The sequence below is a fragment of the Streptomyces sp. NPDC051218 genome (assembly GCF_044455475.1).
GTDB lineage: Bacteria > Actinomycetota > Actinomycetes > Streptomycetales > Streptomycetaceae > Streptomyces.
In genome coordinates, this window is the sequence record NZ_JBITEU010000002.1 from 132253 (window position 1) to 146283 (window position 14031).

The 14031-nt window shown below is 70.8% G+C and carries 13 protein-coding genes; 3 read left to right on the forward strand and 10 right to left on the reverse strand.

Annotation, left to right across the window (positions count from 1 at the left end; genetic code table 11):
* Nucleotides 1-22: 22 nt before the first annotated feature.
* From ACIBCK_RS06990 to ACIBCK_RS07025, 8 genes are all read right to left on the reverse strand, one after another.
* Nucleotides 23-712, reverse strand: coding sequence for an HAD family hydrolase (locus ACIBCK_RS06990; protein WP_399387489.1), 690 nt, complete (start codon nt 710-712; stop codon nt 23-25).
* A gap of 57 nt (nt 713-769) precedes the next feature.
* The gene (locus ACIBCK_RS06995) at nt 770-1252 is read right to left on the reverse strand and encodes an Lrp/AsnC family transcriptional regulator (RefSeq protein ID WP_399387490.1); all 483 of its coding nucleotides are present in this window, start codon (nt 1250-1252) and stop codon (nt 770-772) included.
* A gap of 81 nt (nt 1253-1333) precedes the next feature.
* Entirely contained in the window at nt 1334-1606 is a 273-nt protein-coding gene (locus tag ACIBCK_RS07000; protein ID WP_399387493.1) for a hypothetical protein, read from the reverse strand.
* 223 nt (nt 1607-1829) lie between these two features.
* A complete protein-coding gene (locus ACIBCK_RS07005; protein WP_399387496.1) occupies nt 1830-3020 on the reverse strand; it encodes a MalY/PatB family protein in 1191 nt (396 codons plus the stop codon).
* 3 nt (nt 3021-3023) lie between these two features.
* A complete protein-coding gene (gene malX / locus ACIBCK_RS07010) occupies nt 3024-4637 on the reverse strand; it encodes a maltose/glucose-specific PTS transporter subunit IIBC (protein WP_399387498.1) in 1614 nt (537 codons plus the stop codon).
* A 358-nt stretch (nt 4638-4995) separates the two neighbouring features.
* Nucleotides 4996-6354 (reverse strand): aldehyde dehydrogenase family protein, encoded by a 1359-nt coding sequence (locus ACIBCK_RS07015; protein ID WP_399387499.1) that lies wholly within the window; start codon nt 6352-6354, stop codon nt 4996-4998.
* A gap of 77 nt (nt 6355-6431) precedes the next feature.
* Nucleotides 6432-7001, reverse strand: a complete 570-nt coding sequence (locus ACIBCK_RS07020; RefSeq protein ID WP_399387500.1) for a TetR/AcrR family transcriptional regulator — start codon at nt 6999-7001, stop codon at nt 6432-6434.
* 5 nt (nt 7002-7006) lie between these two features.
* On the reverse strand, nt 7007-7702 hold the full coding sequence (locus tag ACIBCK_RS07025; RefSeq protein ID WP_399387501.1) for a type 1 glutamine amidotransferase domain-containing protein: 696 nt from the start codon (nt 7700-7702) through the stop codon (nt 7007-7009).
* 109 nt (nt 7703-7811) lie between these two features.
* On the opposite strand from ACIBCK_RS07025, the gene ACIBCK_RS07030 reads away from it, so the two are divergent.
* Nucleotides 7812-8759: a LysR family transcriptional regulator gene (locus tag ACIBCK_RS07030; protein ID WP_399387503.1), complete on the forward strand. Its 948-nt coding sequence runs from the start codon at nt 7812-7814 to the stop codon at nt 8757-8759.
* Nucleotides 8760-8769: 10 nt separating this feature from the next.
* Here ACIBCK_RS07030 and ACIBCK_RS07035 read toward each other — a convergent pair whose 3' ends face one another.
* Nucleotides 8770-9162: a nuclear transport factor 2 family protein gene (locus ACIBCK_RS07035; protein WP_399387504.1), complete on the reverse strand. Its 393-nt coding sequence runs from the start codon at nt 9160-9162 to the stop codon at nt 8770-8772.
* Nucleotides 9163-9251: 89 nt separating this feature from the next.
* Here ACIBCK_RS07035 and ACIBCK_RS07040 point away from each other — a divergent pair, with 89 nt between their 5' ends.
* Complete coding sequence (locus ACIBCK_RS07040) at nt 9252-9827, forward strand: PadR family transcriptional regulator (RefSeq protein ID WP_399387506.1); 576 nt, start codon at nt 9252-9254, stop codon at nt 9825-9827.
* 10 nt (nt 9828-9837) lie between these two features.
* Entirely contained in the window at nt 9838-10554 is a 717-nt protein-coding gene (locus tag ACIBCK_RS07045; RefSeq protein ID WP_399387508.1) for an HAD family hydrolase, read from the forward strand.
* A 159-nt stretch (nt 10555-10713) separates the two neighbouring features.
* Here ACIBCK_RS07045 and ACIBCK_RS07050 read toward each other — a convergent pair whose 3' ends face one another.
* Nucleotides 10714-13944 carry a bifunctional cytochrome P450/NADPH--P450 reductase gene (locus ACIBCK_RS07050; RefSeq protein WP_399387509.1) on the reverse strand — a complete coding sequence of 1077 codons (3231 nt, stop codon included), beginning with the start codon at nt 13942-13944 and terminating at the stop codon, nt 10714-10716.
* Between the last annotated feature and the right edge of the window lie 87 nt (nt 13945-14031).

The following is a 14031-nucleotide window of genomic DNA, read 5'->3' on the forward strand; positions in this document are numbered from 1 at the left end:
GCGACGCGGGCTCCCTCGATGTCTACGACCGCGTCAGCGCCGCCAGGTGGTCCCACGCCGCCTGCGCCGTGAACTCGGCCTGCCCGCCCCGCAGCAGCAGCCCCGCCGACCCGAACGCCGGTTCGTCCGCGTGGGCGGTGACGTAGGGGATCGCGATGCAGCGCATGCCCGCCGCGTGGGCGGCCACCGCGCCGGGAGCGGCGTCCTCCAGGACCACGCAGTCGGCCGGGTCCGCGCCGAGGAGCGCGGCGGCGGCCAGGAAGACGTCGGGCGCGGGCTTGCCGTGCTCGACCTCGTCGGCCGAGACGACCGTGGTCAGGTGCGCGTCGAGTCCGGTTCCGGTGAGGATCGCCTCGATGGCGGCGCGGGACGACCCGGAGGCCACGGCCATCGGCACCCCGGCGCCGTGCAGCCGCTCCACGAACTTCCGCATCTCCGGGAAGACGTGCGTGTCGGCGCGTGCCAGATCCAGATAGCGGCGGTCGAGCTCCGGGAGCAGTTCGCCCACCGGTACGTCGATGCCGTACCGGTCCTTCCAGGCGGCGAGGGTCTCCTGGGTGCTGATGCCCACGAACTGCTCGTTCTCGGCCCAGGTGTAGTCGATGCCGTGCTCGGCGAGCAGCCCGCGCTGTGCCGCGAAGTAGTTCGGCTCGCTGTCCACGAGGGTGCCGTCGAGATCGAGGATGACCGAGGTGTGGCCGAAGATGCTCATGCACTCCAGCATGCCAAAGCCGCAGATCATCGCCGCACGGCGCCGGTGGCGGACGGCTCACTTCTGCTCGGCGGACGCCCTGCCGATCGACTCGACGAGCGGCAGCAGGCGGTGCGGCACGCGCTCGCGCAGCGCCATCTCCGTGCGGGTGCGGACCACGCCCGGCATCTGGATCAGCTGCTGGACCACGTCTTCCAGGTGGCCGTTGTCCCGGGCGACCACTCGGGTCAGGAGATCACCGCCACCGGTGATCGAGAAGGCCTCGATGATCTCCGGCACGGCGGCGAGCGCGTCGCCCACCTCGTCCAGATGCCCCTGCGTGACCTCGATGTGCACGAACGCGAGCACCGGATGCCCGAGCGCCGCAGCCGAGAGGGAAGGCCCGGTCCCGGTGATCACCCCATCCCGCTCAAGCCGGTCGAGCCGCGCCTGCAGAGTGCCACGCGCGACACCGAGCACGCGCGCGTACTCACGCACACTGGTGCGGGGCTGCTCCAGGAGGAGCCGCAGAATGCGGGTGTCGAGTTCGTCGACGGCCATGGCGCGCAGTCTCCTGGGGCAAGGGTGTGTGAAGTCGGCGACTGTACCAATGGAGCGCCATCAGGCGCCCTACGCGGTCGTTCATGGACGGCGGGCCAGTCGTACGACCGCGTAGGAGATGCCGAGGATGATGTCGACCAGGGCCCACAGGAAGATGACGAGCCCGACACCGATGGCCGTTCCTGCGGTTTCGGCGTCGTTACAGGTCTGCGCGTCGAGGGTGCCGCAGTCGTCGGGGGCGCCGGAGCTGGAGCCGGCCCCGAAGATCACCCAGAGCAGGAACAGCAGCTGCACCGCGAGGAACGCCCACATGAACCACCGCGAGCGCTTTCGCCCGGGGGCGGGGGTGGGCATCGGTGCCTGGGCGGCCGTCCGCGGAGGAGGTGGGGGCGGGGCCGCGGGAGGTGGCGGAGCGGAAGCGTCCCACTGGGGGTTGCTCCACGGAGCGTGGGGTTTCTTCTGGTCCTTCATGGCGATGCTGCCTTTGGAGCTGTTCCATGCGTCTCTTACTCCATGGTCGCCCCGGTACGCCGCGTCTGCACACGGTGAACGCGTCTGCACGCGGTGAACGACGGGCCTACCGGCCGGTGTCGTCCCGCCGCCTGACCCCCCGCACCGCCTCCACCAGCGCCATGACCCCCCGCTCGGCCTTGGCGCGTGGGCAGCCCACGTTCAGGCGTAGGTGGTTGGGGGAGCCGTATGCCGTGCCGGGCATGATGGCGACCTTCTGGGTCTCGATCAGTTCGCGCTGCAGCGTCTCGTCGTCCACGTTCAGGGTGCGTACGTCGATCCAGGCGAGGTAGCCGGCCTGGGGCGGGGTCCAGTTGAGGGAGGGGAACGCCGTGTTCAGGTGGTCGGCGACCAGCTGGAGGTTGCCGCGGAGGTAGGTGCCCAGGGCGTCGAGCCAGGGGGCGCCCTCTCGGTAGGCGGCGATGTGTCCGACGAGTGACAGCACCGCGGGGGACGAGAGGCCGTCGGCCTCCTTGAGGTCGCGGAGATACGCGTCGCGCGTCTCCGGGTCGCCGATGATGCCGTAACTGCCCGTCAGCGCCGGGATGTTGAAGGACTTCGATGCCGAGGTCAGCACCGCCCAGCGGCCCTCGTGACCGCCGTGCAGGGACCACGGGCGGTGGACGTGCGGCGGGTGGGCGAGGTCCGAGTGGATCTCGTCGCTGATCACCGCGACCCCGTACCGCGCGCACAGAGCCGCCATGCGGTCCAGCTCGGTCCGCGTCCAGACGCGGCCGGTGGGGTTGTGGGGCGAGCACAGCAGCAGAACGGCCGTGTCCGGCAGGGCCAGCAGCCGTTCCAGCTCGGTCCAGTCGTCGAGCGGGCAGCGCATCAGCCGGCGTCCGTGCGCGGCGACGGTCTTGGGGAAGGCGTCGTACGCCGGAGTGTGGACGACGACACCGTCGCCGGGACGTGACCAGAGCCGCAGGAGCCTGCCGACCTGGTAGATCACGGAGGGGCCGTAGACGATCGACTCCGGGTCCACCTCCGTCGCGTGGCGCGTGCCGTACCAGTCGACGATCGCGGACAGGAAGTCGGCCTGGCGCCAGCGGGAGTAGCCGAGGACACCGTGGTCGAGTCGGCCGCGAAGGGCCGAGAGGACGGCGGGCGCGGTCTCGAAGTCCATGTCCGAGATGGTGAAGGGCAGCAGATCGGGGACGCCGAAGCGGTCCTCGACGTAGTCCCACTGCGTGCACCACGTGCCGTGCCGGTCGACGGGCACATCGAAGTCGAAGCCGAAGTCGAAGAGCTCGGGCATCGGTCAGCCCACCCGGACCAGCGACGCGATCGCGTCCTTCACCGACTGCACCTGCGGTCCGATGATGACCTGCACGTTGTGCGCGTCGAGCGTGATGACACCGACCGCGCCCAGCTTCTTCAGGCGGGCCTCGTCGACGCGTCCGGCGTCCTCGACCGTCATGCGCAGGCGGGTGATGCAGTTGTCGAGAGTCTGGATGTTCTCGGCGCCGCCGATCGCCTCCAGGATCGCCACGGCGTCGTACTTCCCGGCGATCAGCTCACGCGGGGCCCCGGCGTCGGCCGCAGCCTCATCAACTTCCTTCTTCTCCTCCTCCTCATCATCATCCGAGGGCACGTCCCGCCCCGGCGTCTTGAGGTCGAAGCGGGTGATGGCCCACCGGAAGAGGAAGTAGTACCCGGCGAACCACACCGCGGCGATGACCGGTATCAGGTACCACTTCGTGGTCGTGCCCTGCAGCACGCCGAAGACGAGCCAGTCGATGACGTTGCCGTCGGTGTTGCCGATGAACACCCCGAGGACGGCCGCGGTCAGGAACCCGAGACCGACGAGCACGGCGTGGACCAGGTACAGCCACGGCGCGATGAACAGGAACAGGAACTCCAGCGGTTCGGTGATGCCGCCGACCACGCACGCGACGACCCCCGAGATCAGCAGCGCCTTGATCTCCGGACGCATCTTCCTGTTCGCGCAGTGGTACATCGCGAGTGCCGCTCCCGGCAGCCCGCCGAGGTAGACCGCCATCTTGCCCTGGGACAGGAAGTGCGTGGCGTTGGTGACCGCGTCACCGGGCGGGTTCGCGCAGTTGAGCTGGGCGTAGAAGAGGTTCAGCGCACCGGAGACATGATCGCCGCAGACCGCGCCCGAGCCGCCGACATCCGTGAAGCGGAACATGGCGACGAGGATGTGGTGCAGCCCGATCGGGCGCAGGAGCACCTCTCCCATGCCGAAGAAGAACGGGCCGAAGACGCCCGCGTGCCCGATCGCGCGCCCCAGATCCGTGATCCAGCCGTTGAACGTCGGCCACACCAGCGGGATCAGCAGACCGAGCAGGCTGAGCGTGAGCGTCGAGATGATCGGCACGAACCGCAGACCGCCGAAGAAGGCGAGTGCGTCGGGCATCCGCTGGGCACGAAAGCGCTGGTGAAGGACGCTGACAACGATGCCAACAGCGACGGCGCCGAGCAGTCCCGTATCGATGGACTGGATGCCGATCACGTCGGCGATGCCGTAGTGGGCGATGGCCTTCTCGTCCTCGAGGTCCACGCCCTTGGCGGTGAGGTAGAAGTTCACCGCCAGGTTCATCGCGGCGTAGCCGACGAAGCCGGAGAACGCCGCGACACCCTTGTCCTCGCGGGCGAGGCCCAGCGGGATGGCTATCGCGAACATCACGGGGAGGAACTTGAAGGCGACGAGGCCGGTGCTCGCCATCCACGTGAAGACGAGATGGAAGCCCTCGCCCTGGAGGAAGGTCAGGTTCTCGGTGACGGCCTCGCTGGAGAGCGAGGAGCCGATGCCCAGCATGATGCCGCAGAACGCGAGCAGGGCCACCGGGAGCATGAACGTCTTGCCGAGGCCCTGGAGGAACTCCCAGAGCGCGGACTTGGTCTTCTGCATGTGTGGGGGTCTTTCGGGCCTGAGCGGAGACGTGCGATGACCGGCCCACGAACGCGGGCCAGGACGGTGGTGGCCGGTCACATGCTGCCCTCAGGGATCGCCTGCTGATCAGCGCGGAAGGTCCACCGATCCACGCCGAAGGTCGATCGATCCGCCCGGACGGATGAGATCACAGCAGATTGGGGGCTGTCCATGGCCGTTGCACAGGGTGTACGTGGCCATGATCCGCCCGTGTTCCTCGCGGCACCGCGGCACCGCGGCACCGCGGCACCGGAGCACCGCGGCACCGCAGCACCGCTCATCTCTCCGCCGAGGAGAGGCCACCGCCGCTGCTCCCCTGACCAGCGGCGGCCGTGCATCACCCCAGGGGTACGTCGAGCCGGGCCTTGCGGTGGCTGAACGTGGCGATGGAGTGCGGGCCGTGGTAATTGCCGACGCCGCTCTCGCCGACGCCGCCGAACGGCAGCTCGGGGACGCGGAGGTGCGCCATCGGAAGGCCGAAGCCGAGACCGCCCGACGACGTCTCCGCGGCGAGGCGCCGCCGGGTCGTCTCGCTCTCGGTGAAGCCGTAGAGGGCGAGCGGCTTGTCACGGTCGTTGATGAACGCGATGGCCTCGTCGAGCCCGTCCACATTCACGATCGGCAGCACGGGACCGAAGATCTCCTCCTGCATCACCGGCTCGTCGGGCTTCACGTCGGTGAGCACGGTCGGCGCGATGTAGACGTCCTCGCGGTCGCTCTGCCCGCCGAACGCCGTCGTCCCGGAACCGAGGAGAGCCGAGACCCGGTCGAAGTGCCGCTCGTTGACGATACGGCCATAGGCTTCCGACGACTTGGGGTCCGCGCCGAACACTCGCTCCACGGCCGTCCGCAGCTCACGGGCGAGCGCGGGCGCGGTCCGCGGGTCGGTCAGGACGTAGTCGGGGGCGACGCATGTCTGGCCCGCGTTGCGGAACTTGGACTCCGCCAGGCGGGTGGCGACGGCGGCCAGGTCGACATCCCGGTCCACGAACACCGGTGACTTGCCGCCGAGTTCGAGCGTGACCGGGGTGAGGTGCTCCGCGGCGGCCCGCATCACGATGCGGCCGACCGTTCCGTTGCCGGTGTAGAAGATGTGGTCGTACCGCTGGGCGAGCAGTGCGGTGGTCTCCGGCACGCCGCCCTCCACGACGGCGACCGCGTCCGTGTCCAGGTACTGGGGGATGAGCCGGGCCACCAGCTCCGAGGTGGCCGGGGTGACTTCACTGGGCTTCAGGACAGCGGTGTTGCCCGCCGCGAGCGCGCCCACCAGGGGAACGAGCAGGAGCTGTACGGGGTAGTTCCACGGGGCGATGATCAGGACGGTGCCCAGCGGTTCGTACTGCGTTCCGGCGGTCGATCCCTCCGGAAGCCCCGCGAGGGCGCCGGGCGCCAGCGGCTGCGGGCTCAGCCACTCCTTCAGATGAGCCAGCGTGTGGTCGATCTCCCGTACGGGGAAGTCGACTTCGGCGGTGTACGCCTCGGTGCGCGGCTTGTGCAGATCGGCGTGGAGGGCGTCCACGATGTCCTCGCGGTGCTCCGTGAACAGGGAGCGCAGCTGGGTGAGCTGCTCCTCGCGCCAGGCCAGGGGACGGGTGCGGCCGGTGGCGAAGGTGGAGCGGAGCTTGGCGACGAGGGCTGCGGGGTCGAGCACTTCGGGGTCGAGCACTTCCGGGTCGAGCACTTCGGGGTGGTGCATGAGGGGTCTCCTCGGGTGGTCTCAGGTGCGGCGGCGGTGATGGGGAGGGGTGATGGGGGGAGGGGGGGGAGCGGCGGTCAGTGGCGCGTCGGCGTGGTGACCGGCGATCCGAGGAGGCCGGTCAGGAGCGCGTCCGTGGCGGGGGCGAAGAGCTCGCGGCCGTCGGCCACGGACTCCAGACCTATGACCAGGGCGATGCAGATGTCGGCGGCCTCGGCGGGCTCCACCGCGGCCGGGGTGCCCGCTTCGGTGAACAGGTCGACGAGCAGGAGCCGCAGCGAGCCGGTGAAGCCGTGGCAGACGTCGCCGAAGACGCGGGCCTTCGCGTCGAGGAGTTCCGCGGAGTGCGGTGAGTCCCCGGCCAGGCGCAGGACCAGGTCGAGCTTGGCGGCGAGGACGCCCCGGACGCGCTCGGAGGTGGAGGTGTCGCCGGCCGCCGCCTCCCGGGCCCGCGCGAGCGCCTCGGCGTGCAGGCGCTCGGCGAGCTTGCGGAAGGCGTCGTCCTTGTTGCGGACGTACTGATAGACCGCTGACCGGGACACGCCCATCGTGGAGGCGATGTCGTCCATCGTGGTGCGCCGTACGCCGTACCGCGTGAGGGAGTCGTAGGTGGCGTCGAGGACCTCGTCGAGCCGGTCGGTGCCCATCGGGGTCAGGCCAGCTTCTTCAACAGCTCGTCGGCCAACGGAGCTGCTGACGCCGGATTCTGACCGGTGATCAGGTCGCGGTCGACGACCACCTTGGGGGCCCACGCCTCGCCCTCCTGGAAGTCGGCGCCCGCCGCGACGAGCCGGTCCTGGAGCAGCCACTTGGCCTTCTGCGCGAAGCCGGACTGCGTCTCCTCGGCATTGGTGAAGCCGGTCAGCTCGTACCCCGCGAACGTATTGGAGCCGTCCTCCTTGGTGGCGGCCAGCAGGGCGGCGGGGCCGTGGCAGACGACGCCGAGGGGCATGCCGATCTCCAGCGCGGCGCTCAGCAGCCTGCCGGACTCGGCGTTGACGGCGAGGTCCTCCATGGGGCCGTGACCGCCGGGGACGAAGACCGCGGCGTACTCCGCGAGGTCGACCTCCTCCAGCTTGACCGGCGAGAGGAATTCGGCGATCTCCGCGAGGGTGGTGGCCGTCTTCTCGGCGCCTTCCTCGCCGCCGTTGAACTCGGGCGCGAGGCTCGCCTGGTCGACGGTCGGCACGACGCCGCCGGGGGTCGCGACGACGATCTCGTGTCCGGCGGCCTTGAACGCCTCGTACGGCGCGACGGCCTCCTCGGCCCAGAAGCCGGTCGGGTGCTGGGTGCCGTCGGCCAGCGTCCAGTGGTCGGCGCCGGTCACGACGAACAGGATCTTGGACATGGTGTCTCTCCGAGGCTGGAATCTCTGACGTTCTGTGCTCAGAGCGTCAGTCGGTGCTGTCCTCGAACGTAGGTGGGGGAGCCCTACGAAATCCAATAGGCTGACCCATATGCGAGATAGGAATTCCGATGGATCGACGGGAATAGCCCCCGGAGCGCTCGACCTGAACCTGCTGCGCACGTTCCTCGCCGTGTACCGGTCGGGTTCCTTCACCGCCGCGGCCCGTCTCCTCGGCCTCTCGCAGCCCACCGTCACCACGCAGATCCGGGCCTTGGAGCGGCAGGTCGACCGGGAGCTGTTCGAGCGACTGCCACGCGGCGTGGCCCCCGCGCCGTACGCGGACGCGCTCGCCGCCCGTGTCGTCGACCCCCTCGACGCCCTGGCCGCGGTCACCGGCCACGGCGGCCCCCTCGACGGCGCCCCTGCGGAGCCCGTCCAGCTGGCGGGCCCCGCCGAGATGCTCTGCCACTGCGCGCTGCCCGCGCTCGCGCCGCTGGTCGAGCAGGGGGTCAGGCTGCGCGTGACGATGGGCCTGACCGACCGGCTCCTTGACGGCCTGCGGGCGGGGCGGCACGACCTGGTGATCGCCACGGCCCGCCCCCGCGGGCGCTCCCTGAGCTCCGTGCCGCTCGCGGACGAGGAGTTCGTCCTGGTCGCGGCCCCCTCGTGGGCCGAGCGGATCGGCGGGGCGGCGCGGATCGCCGCCGATGGCCCCGGGGTGCTGCTCGGCGTACCGCTGGTGTCGTACGCCGATGACCTGCCGATCGCCCGCCGCTACTGGCGGCACGTCTTCGGCAAGCGGCTGACCTGCGAGGCCTCCGTGACGGTCCCGGACCTGCGCGGCGTCCTCGCGGCGGTGACGGCAGGCGCGGGATTCTCCGTGCTGCCCCGCTACCTCTGCCGCGACGCCCTGGCCGCCGGCGCCCTGGTCCTCCTCCACGACCCGGAGGACGCCCCGATCAACACCGGCTTCCTGGTGCGGCGCCCGGGTTCCGCGGACAACCCCCACGTGGCGCTGGTGCACGACCACCTCGTTCGGTCGGCCCGCGCCTGGTAGCCGCCGGGCGCTAGGCGCCGGTGGCCTCCTCGGTGATCCGGTCCCACTGGGCGCCCATGGCCGCGGCGAGCGCCTGGGCGGCCGACAGGGGGCGCACCATCACCATGAACTCGTCGATCAACCCTTCCTCGTTGACGTGGAGGAAGTCGCAGCCGGTGATCTGCCGGTCGCCGACCCGTGCCTCGAAGACGAGCGCGGAGTCACGCCCTCCGGCGTCGTTGATCTCGCGTACGTACCGGAAGTCCTCGAAGACCCGCGTGACGCCGCGCAGGATCGCGGCGGTTGTCGCCTTGCCGGGGTAGGGGCGGAACACGACCGGGCTCGAGAAGACGACGTCCTCGGCCAGGAGCGCCTCGATGGCCGCGTGATCGTCCGCCTCGACGGCCTTGCGGAAAGCCTGCATGCCCAACCTCGCACTCGTCCGTGGATATAGATACTCAATTTGTTGAGTAGGTGCGACGGAGAGTAATCACATCGGTGTACGGTGTCCAGATGTCTCTCAAGTACGCGGTGCTCGCGGCGCTCCTGGAGGGCGAGTCGTCCGGATACGACCTGGCGAAGATCTTCGACGTGTCCGTGTCGAACTTCTGGTCCGCGACGCCCCAGCAGCTCTACCGCGAGCTGGAGCGACTGGCCGCCGACGGCCTGATCGACGCCCGCGTGGTGCAGCAGGAACGCAGGCCGAACAAGCGGATGTTCACGCTCACCGAAGCCGGCCGGCGGGATCTGCACGCGTTCGCCGCCGAGCCACCACGGCCCATCGCCATCCGGGACGAGCTCATGGTCAAGGTGCAGGCCATGGACGGCGCCGACCCGGCGGCCACCCGCACGTCGATCGAGGAGCGCATGGAGTGGGCGCGCGGCAAGCTCGCCCGGTACGAACGGCTGCGCGTCCACCTCCTCGGCGATCGCGACGAGGAGACGTACCTGCGCGAGGCCGAGCGCATCGGCCCCTATCTCACGCTGATGGCGGGCAGATCTCTGGAGGAGTCGAATCTGAGCTGGGGCGAGCGGGTCCTTGAGATCCTCGACCGACGATTCACCTACGCCGACAGGGGCGGGTCTTGAGGAGGAAGACGTGGAAGACGTGGAAGACCTGGACGACATGCTTGAGGCGCGGCCGGAGGGGCCACCGCGAGCGGTGCTCACCGACTTCGGCGGTGTGCTGACCACCAGCGTGCTCGACTCGTTCCGCGCCTACTCCACGCGGGTGGGCGACGATCCGACGCTCATCGAGCGGCTGTTCCGGGAGGACGCGGAGTCGTCGGCGCTCCTGGTGGAGCATGAGTGCGGACGCATGAGCGAGGCCGACTTCGAGCAGGGCATCGCGGGGCGCCTGCGGGAGAAGGGCGTGGAGGTGGAGCCCTCGGGACTCGTCGCCGCGATCGGGGCCGGGATGCGGCCGGACGGGACGATGCTCGCGGCCCTGAGCGAGCTGCGCGCCCGGGGCGTCCCGGTGGCGATCGTGTCGAACGCGCTGGGCGACGACTGCTACCAGGGGTACGACCTGGACGCGCTCGCGGACACCGTCGTCATCTCCAGCGAGATCGGCTCCCGCAAACCGGGCCGCCGTATCTACCGGACGGCCTGCGACCGGCTGGGCGTCGAGCCGTCCGCCTGCGTCATGATCGACGACCTGGAGCACAACCTGCGCGGGGCGGCACGACTCGGCATCCGGCCCCTGCACCACATACACAGCGACGAAACGATGCGGGCCCTGGGGGAGTTGTTCGCCATCGACTCACTCGCCGGACCTGCCGGACCTGCCGCACCTGCGGGACCAGCTTCGACGTGAGCCGGGAGCGCGCCGGCCTCACGGCAGTGAACCGGCGCTCGCTCTGAGGCCGTTGTCCGACGGCGGACCGTACGCCGGGCCCACCGCCGGCCCCTGCATGCCGGACCCGCATGCAGGGGGCCCGCGTCGTGCCCGGCCCGGCGTGAGTTGCCTGCCTCCTTATCCCGCCGCGTACACGTCCTCCACGTAACGCCCCTGTGCGGTCAGCTCGTTCAGCCACTGGTCGGAGTCTGCCGCCGTGGCTCCCGGGGTGCGTTCCCCGTGCAGGGTGCGCAGGGCGTCACGTACGCCCGGGGCCATGCGTGAGCCGTCGCCGCACACGTACACCCGGGCTCCGGCGCTCAGCAGTGCCCACACCTCGTCCGCCTCCGCCGCGATGCGGTGCTGGACGAAGGCCACCCCGCCCACGGGGGCGGCGCTGAAGGCGGGACGCAGCGAGACCGCTCCGGCGGACTCCGCGGCGCGCAGTTCCGCGGCGTGCAGGAAGTCCCCGTCCGGGGCGTCACATCCGAAGTAGCAGAGGGCGGAGGGGAGTTCGGCTCCCTTGGACTTCAGGGCCGTGCGGTCCGCGATCGTGCCGCGGAACGGTGCGAGGCCGGTGCCCGCGGCGACCATGATGACGGGCGCGGAGTCCGCGTGGTCGATGCGGAAGGCCTCGCGGCACGGCTGGACGCGGGCCAGGACGGTGTCGCCCGGCCGCACCCTGTGGAGATGGCCGGAGCCCGTCCCGCGGTACAGCTGCCCGCTGCCGGAGCGGGCCGGCGCCTCCAGGAGGGACACCATCAAGTCGGCGTGGCCGGGGTGCACCGCCGGTGACGAGGACACCGAGTAGTGGCGGGGCCGCAGGGGCGTGAGCACGTCGAGCAGCCGTGGCCACTCCAGAGCCCCGCGCAGAGCCGGGCAGGCCTCGATGAGTTCGAGCAGCGTGCGCCCGTCGGCCGCGCGAGCCTCGGCGTCGTCGACCAGCACGGAAAGGGCCGATCGCTCCGGCGGGCAGGGGTTGGCCGCCGCCAGTACGGCCAGCTGGCCCGCGGTGGGCAGCTCCTGCAACTCGACGTACTGGGAGAGCAGTTGGCGCACCGTCAGTGGCCGGTCCACGGCGAGGCCGTCACGGCGCGGGCGCGTCGCCCGGATGTCGAGAACGGCGTCCAGGTCCACGCCGAGCGCCGCCGCGGCCCGGTCGACGAGCGCGGGATCGTTGACGGGCAGCACGGTGAGGTGGTCGCCGGTGCGATAGGTCGTTCCGTCGGGCAGGGCCAGCCGTACGAAGCGCTTCGTACGGGGATGGCCGGGCGCGGTGAGGTCGTAGGCCTCGGTGACCGTCATCGGGACCAGGCCGTGCCGCGCGGCGAGCGCGTCCAGCGGGCCCCCGGTCACTTCGCGGACCTCGTACGCGTCCGAGGGAGCGGCGGTCTCCGCGACCTCCAGGGCCTCGGGATCGCCGTACCGCTCGAGAAGCGCCCTACGCAGCCGCGCCGTGAACTCCCGTACGGAGCCCCCGAGATCGCCCGAAGCGTCGGCCGCCGCACGCTCCAGGAGCCGGATGCCGCCCAGCTCCGCCAGCCGCTCGTCGAAGCGCGTCGGGACATGCTGATACGTGGCGGCCCAGTTGCGGTCGCCCACACCGAGGACCGCGTACGTGACGTTCTCCGCGATGCCCGAGGGGGCTTCGTCGAGCCAGGAGGCGAACGCCGTGGCATCGTCGGTGGGCCGGCCGTTGTAGGAGGCCGCGGTGATGACGACCGGACGGTCGGCGGGCAGCGCGCCCGCGTACTCGTCCAGCGGCGCGACCTCCGTCTCACAGCCCACCGCGGCTGCCTCGTCGGCGAGTTGGGCGGCGAAGTCCCGGCAGGTGCCGTAGTTGCTGCCGTGCAGGAAGAGCGCGCGGGTGCCGGGCATGACGCGCGAGGGCAGGGCGGTGGCGTCGGGCTCCGCATCGGCCCGGTCGACGCCCGTGCCCGGCAGCCCGGCGTGCACGCGGTCGGCGGCGGTGCGCGGCGTCAGCGTGAGCGTGAAGCCGTCGGGCTTCAGGGTGAGCGTCTCCTTGACGGTGAGCCGGTAGCCGGCGTGGTCGTGCAGCCGGTAGCGGTGGACCAGCATCCCGAGCAGCATCGTCGCCTCGTGCAGCGCGAACTGCCGCCCGATGCAAGCGCGTTCACCGGTCCCGAACGGCTTGAAGGCGTGCGGTGAGCGCGCCGCCTCCGCCTCCGCCGTGAAGCGCGCCGGGTTGAAGAGCTCCGGATTGTCGCCCCACACGGGCTGCCGGTGCAGCATCGGCGTCAGGACGGTGACACCCTGCCCCGCGCGCAGCGGGATGCGGCCGCCGAGGAGCGTGTCCTCGCGGGCGTGCCTGCCGAACGCGGCGGCCGTGGGCCACAGGCGCAGCGCCTCGTTGAGGACCTGACGGGTGTACGTCAGGCGCCCGACGTCGTCGAAGGACGGCTCGGGGTCGGCCGCGTCACCCCACAGGGCGTCGACCTCGCGCCGCACGAGGTCGAGGACGGCCGGATGCTTGGCCAGGTAGTACAGCGCGAACGACATCGCGCCGGATGTCGTCTCGTGCCCCGCGATCAGGAAGGTGATGACCTGGTTGCGGATGTTGGCGGTGTCCAGCTTCGTGCCGTCGCCCGGGTGCGCGGCGCTGAGCATGAGGCCGAGCAGGTCGTCGGCGGATTCCGCCCCCGGCGCGCCGCCCGCCCGCGCGGAGATGACCTCGTCGACCACCTGCGCCAGATAGTCGGCGTCCACCCGGAAGGCCGCGTCCGCAGCCGCGTGGTCACTGCCCGGCGTACGGCTCAGCCGCGTCATGCTCCACTCCAGGCAACGGACCATGGATTCGATGAAGGGATGCGGCTCGGCCCGCTCGAACGACCCGAAGTCGTATCCGAACCCGGCGAGCCCGATGGTGTCCAGGGTCATCCGGGTCATGTCGCCCGGCACGTCCACCGGACGCCCGTCGCGTGCGCCCCGGTCCCACGACTCGATGAGCCGACGGGCGACGCGCACCATCATGGGGTGGTACGTGCGCATCGAACCCAGCGCGAAGGCGGGCATGAGGATGTCGTGCGCGCGAGCCCAGTTGGGCTCGTCGTTGTACGCGGTGAACAGCCCGTCGGCGGTGAACTCGCGTACGTTCTCCAGGGCGGGACCGACGTGCTTGGCGAACCGGGACTCGTCGGCGAGCTCGGTGACCAGGTCGAGATCGCTCACGAACAGCGCGTCACGGCCGTGCAGCCGCCGCCGCACGACGGGCCCGTGGCGGCGGATCAGTTCCATGACCTGCTGCAACGGGGTGGGCCCCGGCCCGGTGGCGGAAATGTCGATCAGAGGTACGCCATCGAGGGCGGAACCGGCGTCGGGGGAGAGCGGTGCGGTGGTGGTGGGGGGCATGGCGTGACAACTGCCTTTCGCCGTACGGAAGTCACTGCTCACCAGCTTGATCGCCGATCCCCGCCGGTCCGCGCCGTACCACTACAT

What these genes read in the sequence shown, in the direction of transcription:
- ACIBCK_RS06990 (WP_399387489.1), bottom strand. Translation starts at nt 712, where the DNA reads ATGAGCATCTTCGGCCACACCTCGGTCATCCTCGATCTCGACGGCACC.
- ACIBCK_RS06995 (WP_399387490.1), bottom strand. Translation starts at nt 1,252, where the DNA reads ATGGCCGTCGACGAACTCGACACCCGCATTCTGCGGCTCCTCCTGGAG.
- ACIBCK_RS07000 (WP_399387493.1), bottom strand. Translation starts at nt 1,606, where the DNA reads ATGCCCACCCCCGCCCCCGGGCGAAAGCGCTCGCGGTGGTTCATGTGG.
- ACIBCK_RS07005 (WP_399387496.1), bottom strand. Translation starts at nt 3,020, where the DNA reads ATGCCCGAGCTCTTCGACTTCGGCTTCGACTTCGATGTGCCCGTCGAC.
- malX (WP_399387498.1), bottom strand. Translation starts at nt 4,637, where the DNA reads ATGCAGAAGACCAAGTCCGCGCTCTGGGAGTTCCTCCAGGGCCTCGGC.
- ACIBCK_RS07015 (WP_399387499.1), bottom strand. Translation starts at nt 6,354, where the DNA reads ATGCACCACCCCGAAGTGCTCGACCCGGAAGTGCTCGACCCCGAAGTG.
- ACIBCK_RS07020 (WP_399387500.1), bottom strand. Translation starts at nt 7,001, where the DNA reads ATGGGCACCGACCGGCTCGACGAGGTCCTCGACGCCACCTACGACTCC.
- ACIBCK_RS07025 (WP_399387501.1), bottom strand. Translation starts at nt 7,702, where the DNA reads ATGTCCAAGATCCTGTTCGTCGTGACCGGCGCCGACCACTGGACGCTG.
- ACIBCK_RS07030 (WP_399387503.1), top strand. Translation starts at nt 7,812, where the DNA reads ATGCGAGATAGGAATTCCGATGGATCGACGGGAATAGCCCCCGGAGCG.
- ACIBCK_RS07035 (WP_399387504.1), bottom strand. Translation starts at nt 9,162, where the DNA reads ATGCAGGCTTTCCGCAAGGCCGTCGAGGCGGACGATCACGCGGCCATC.
- ACIBCK_RS07040 (WP_399387506.1), top strand. Translation starts at nt 9,252, where the DNA reads ATGTCTCTCAAGTACGCGGTGCTCGCGGCGCTCCTGGAGGGCGAGTCG.
- ACIBCK_RS07050 (WP_399387509.1), bottom strand. Translation starts at nt 13,944, where the DNA reads ATGCCCCCCACCACCACCGCACCGCTCTCCCCCGACGCCGGTTCCGCC.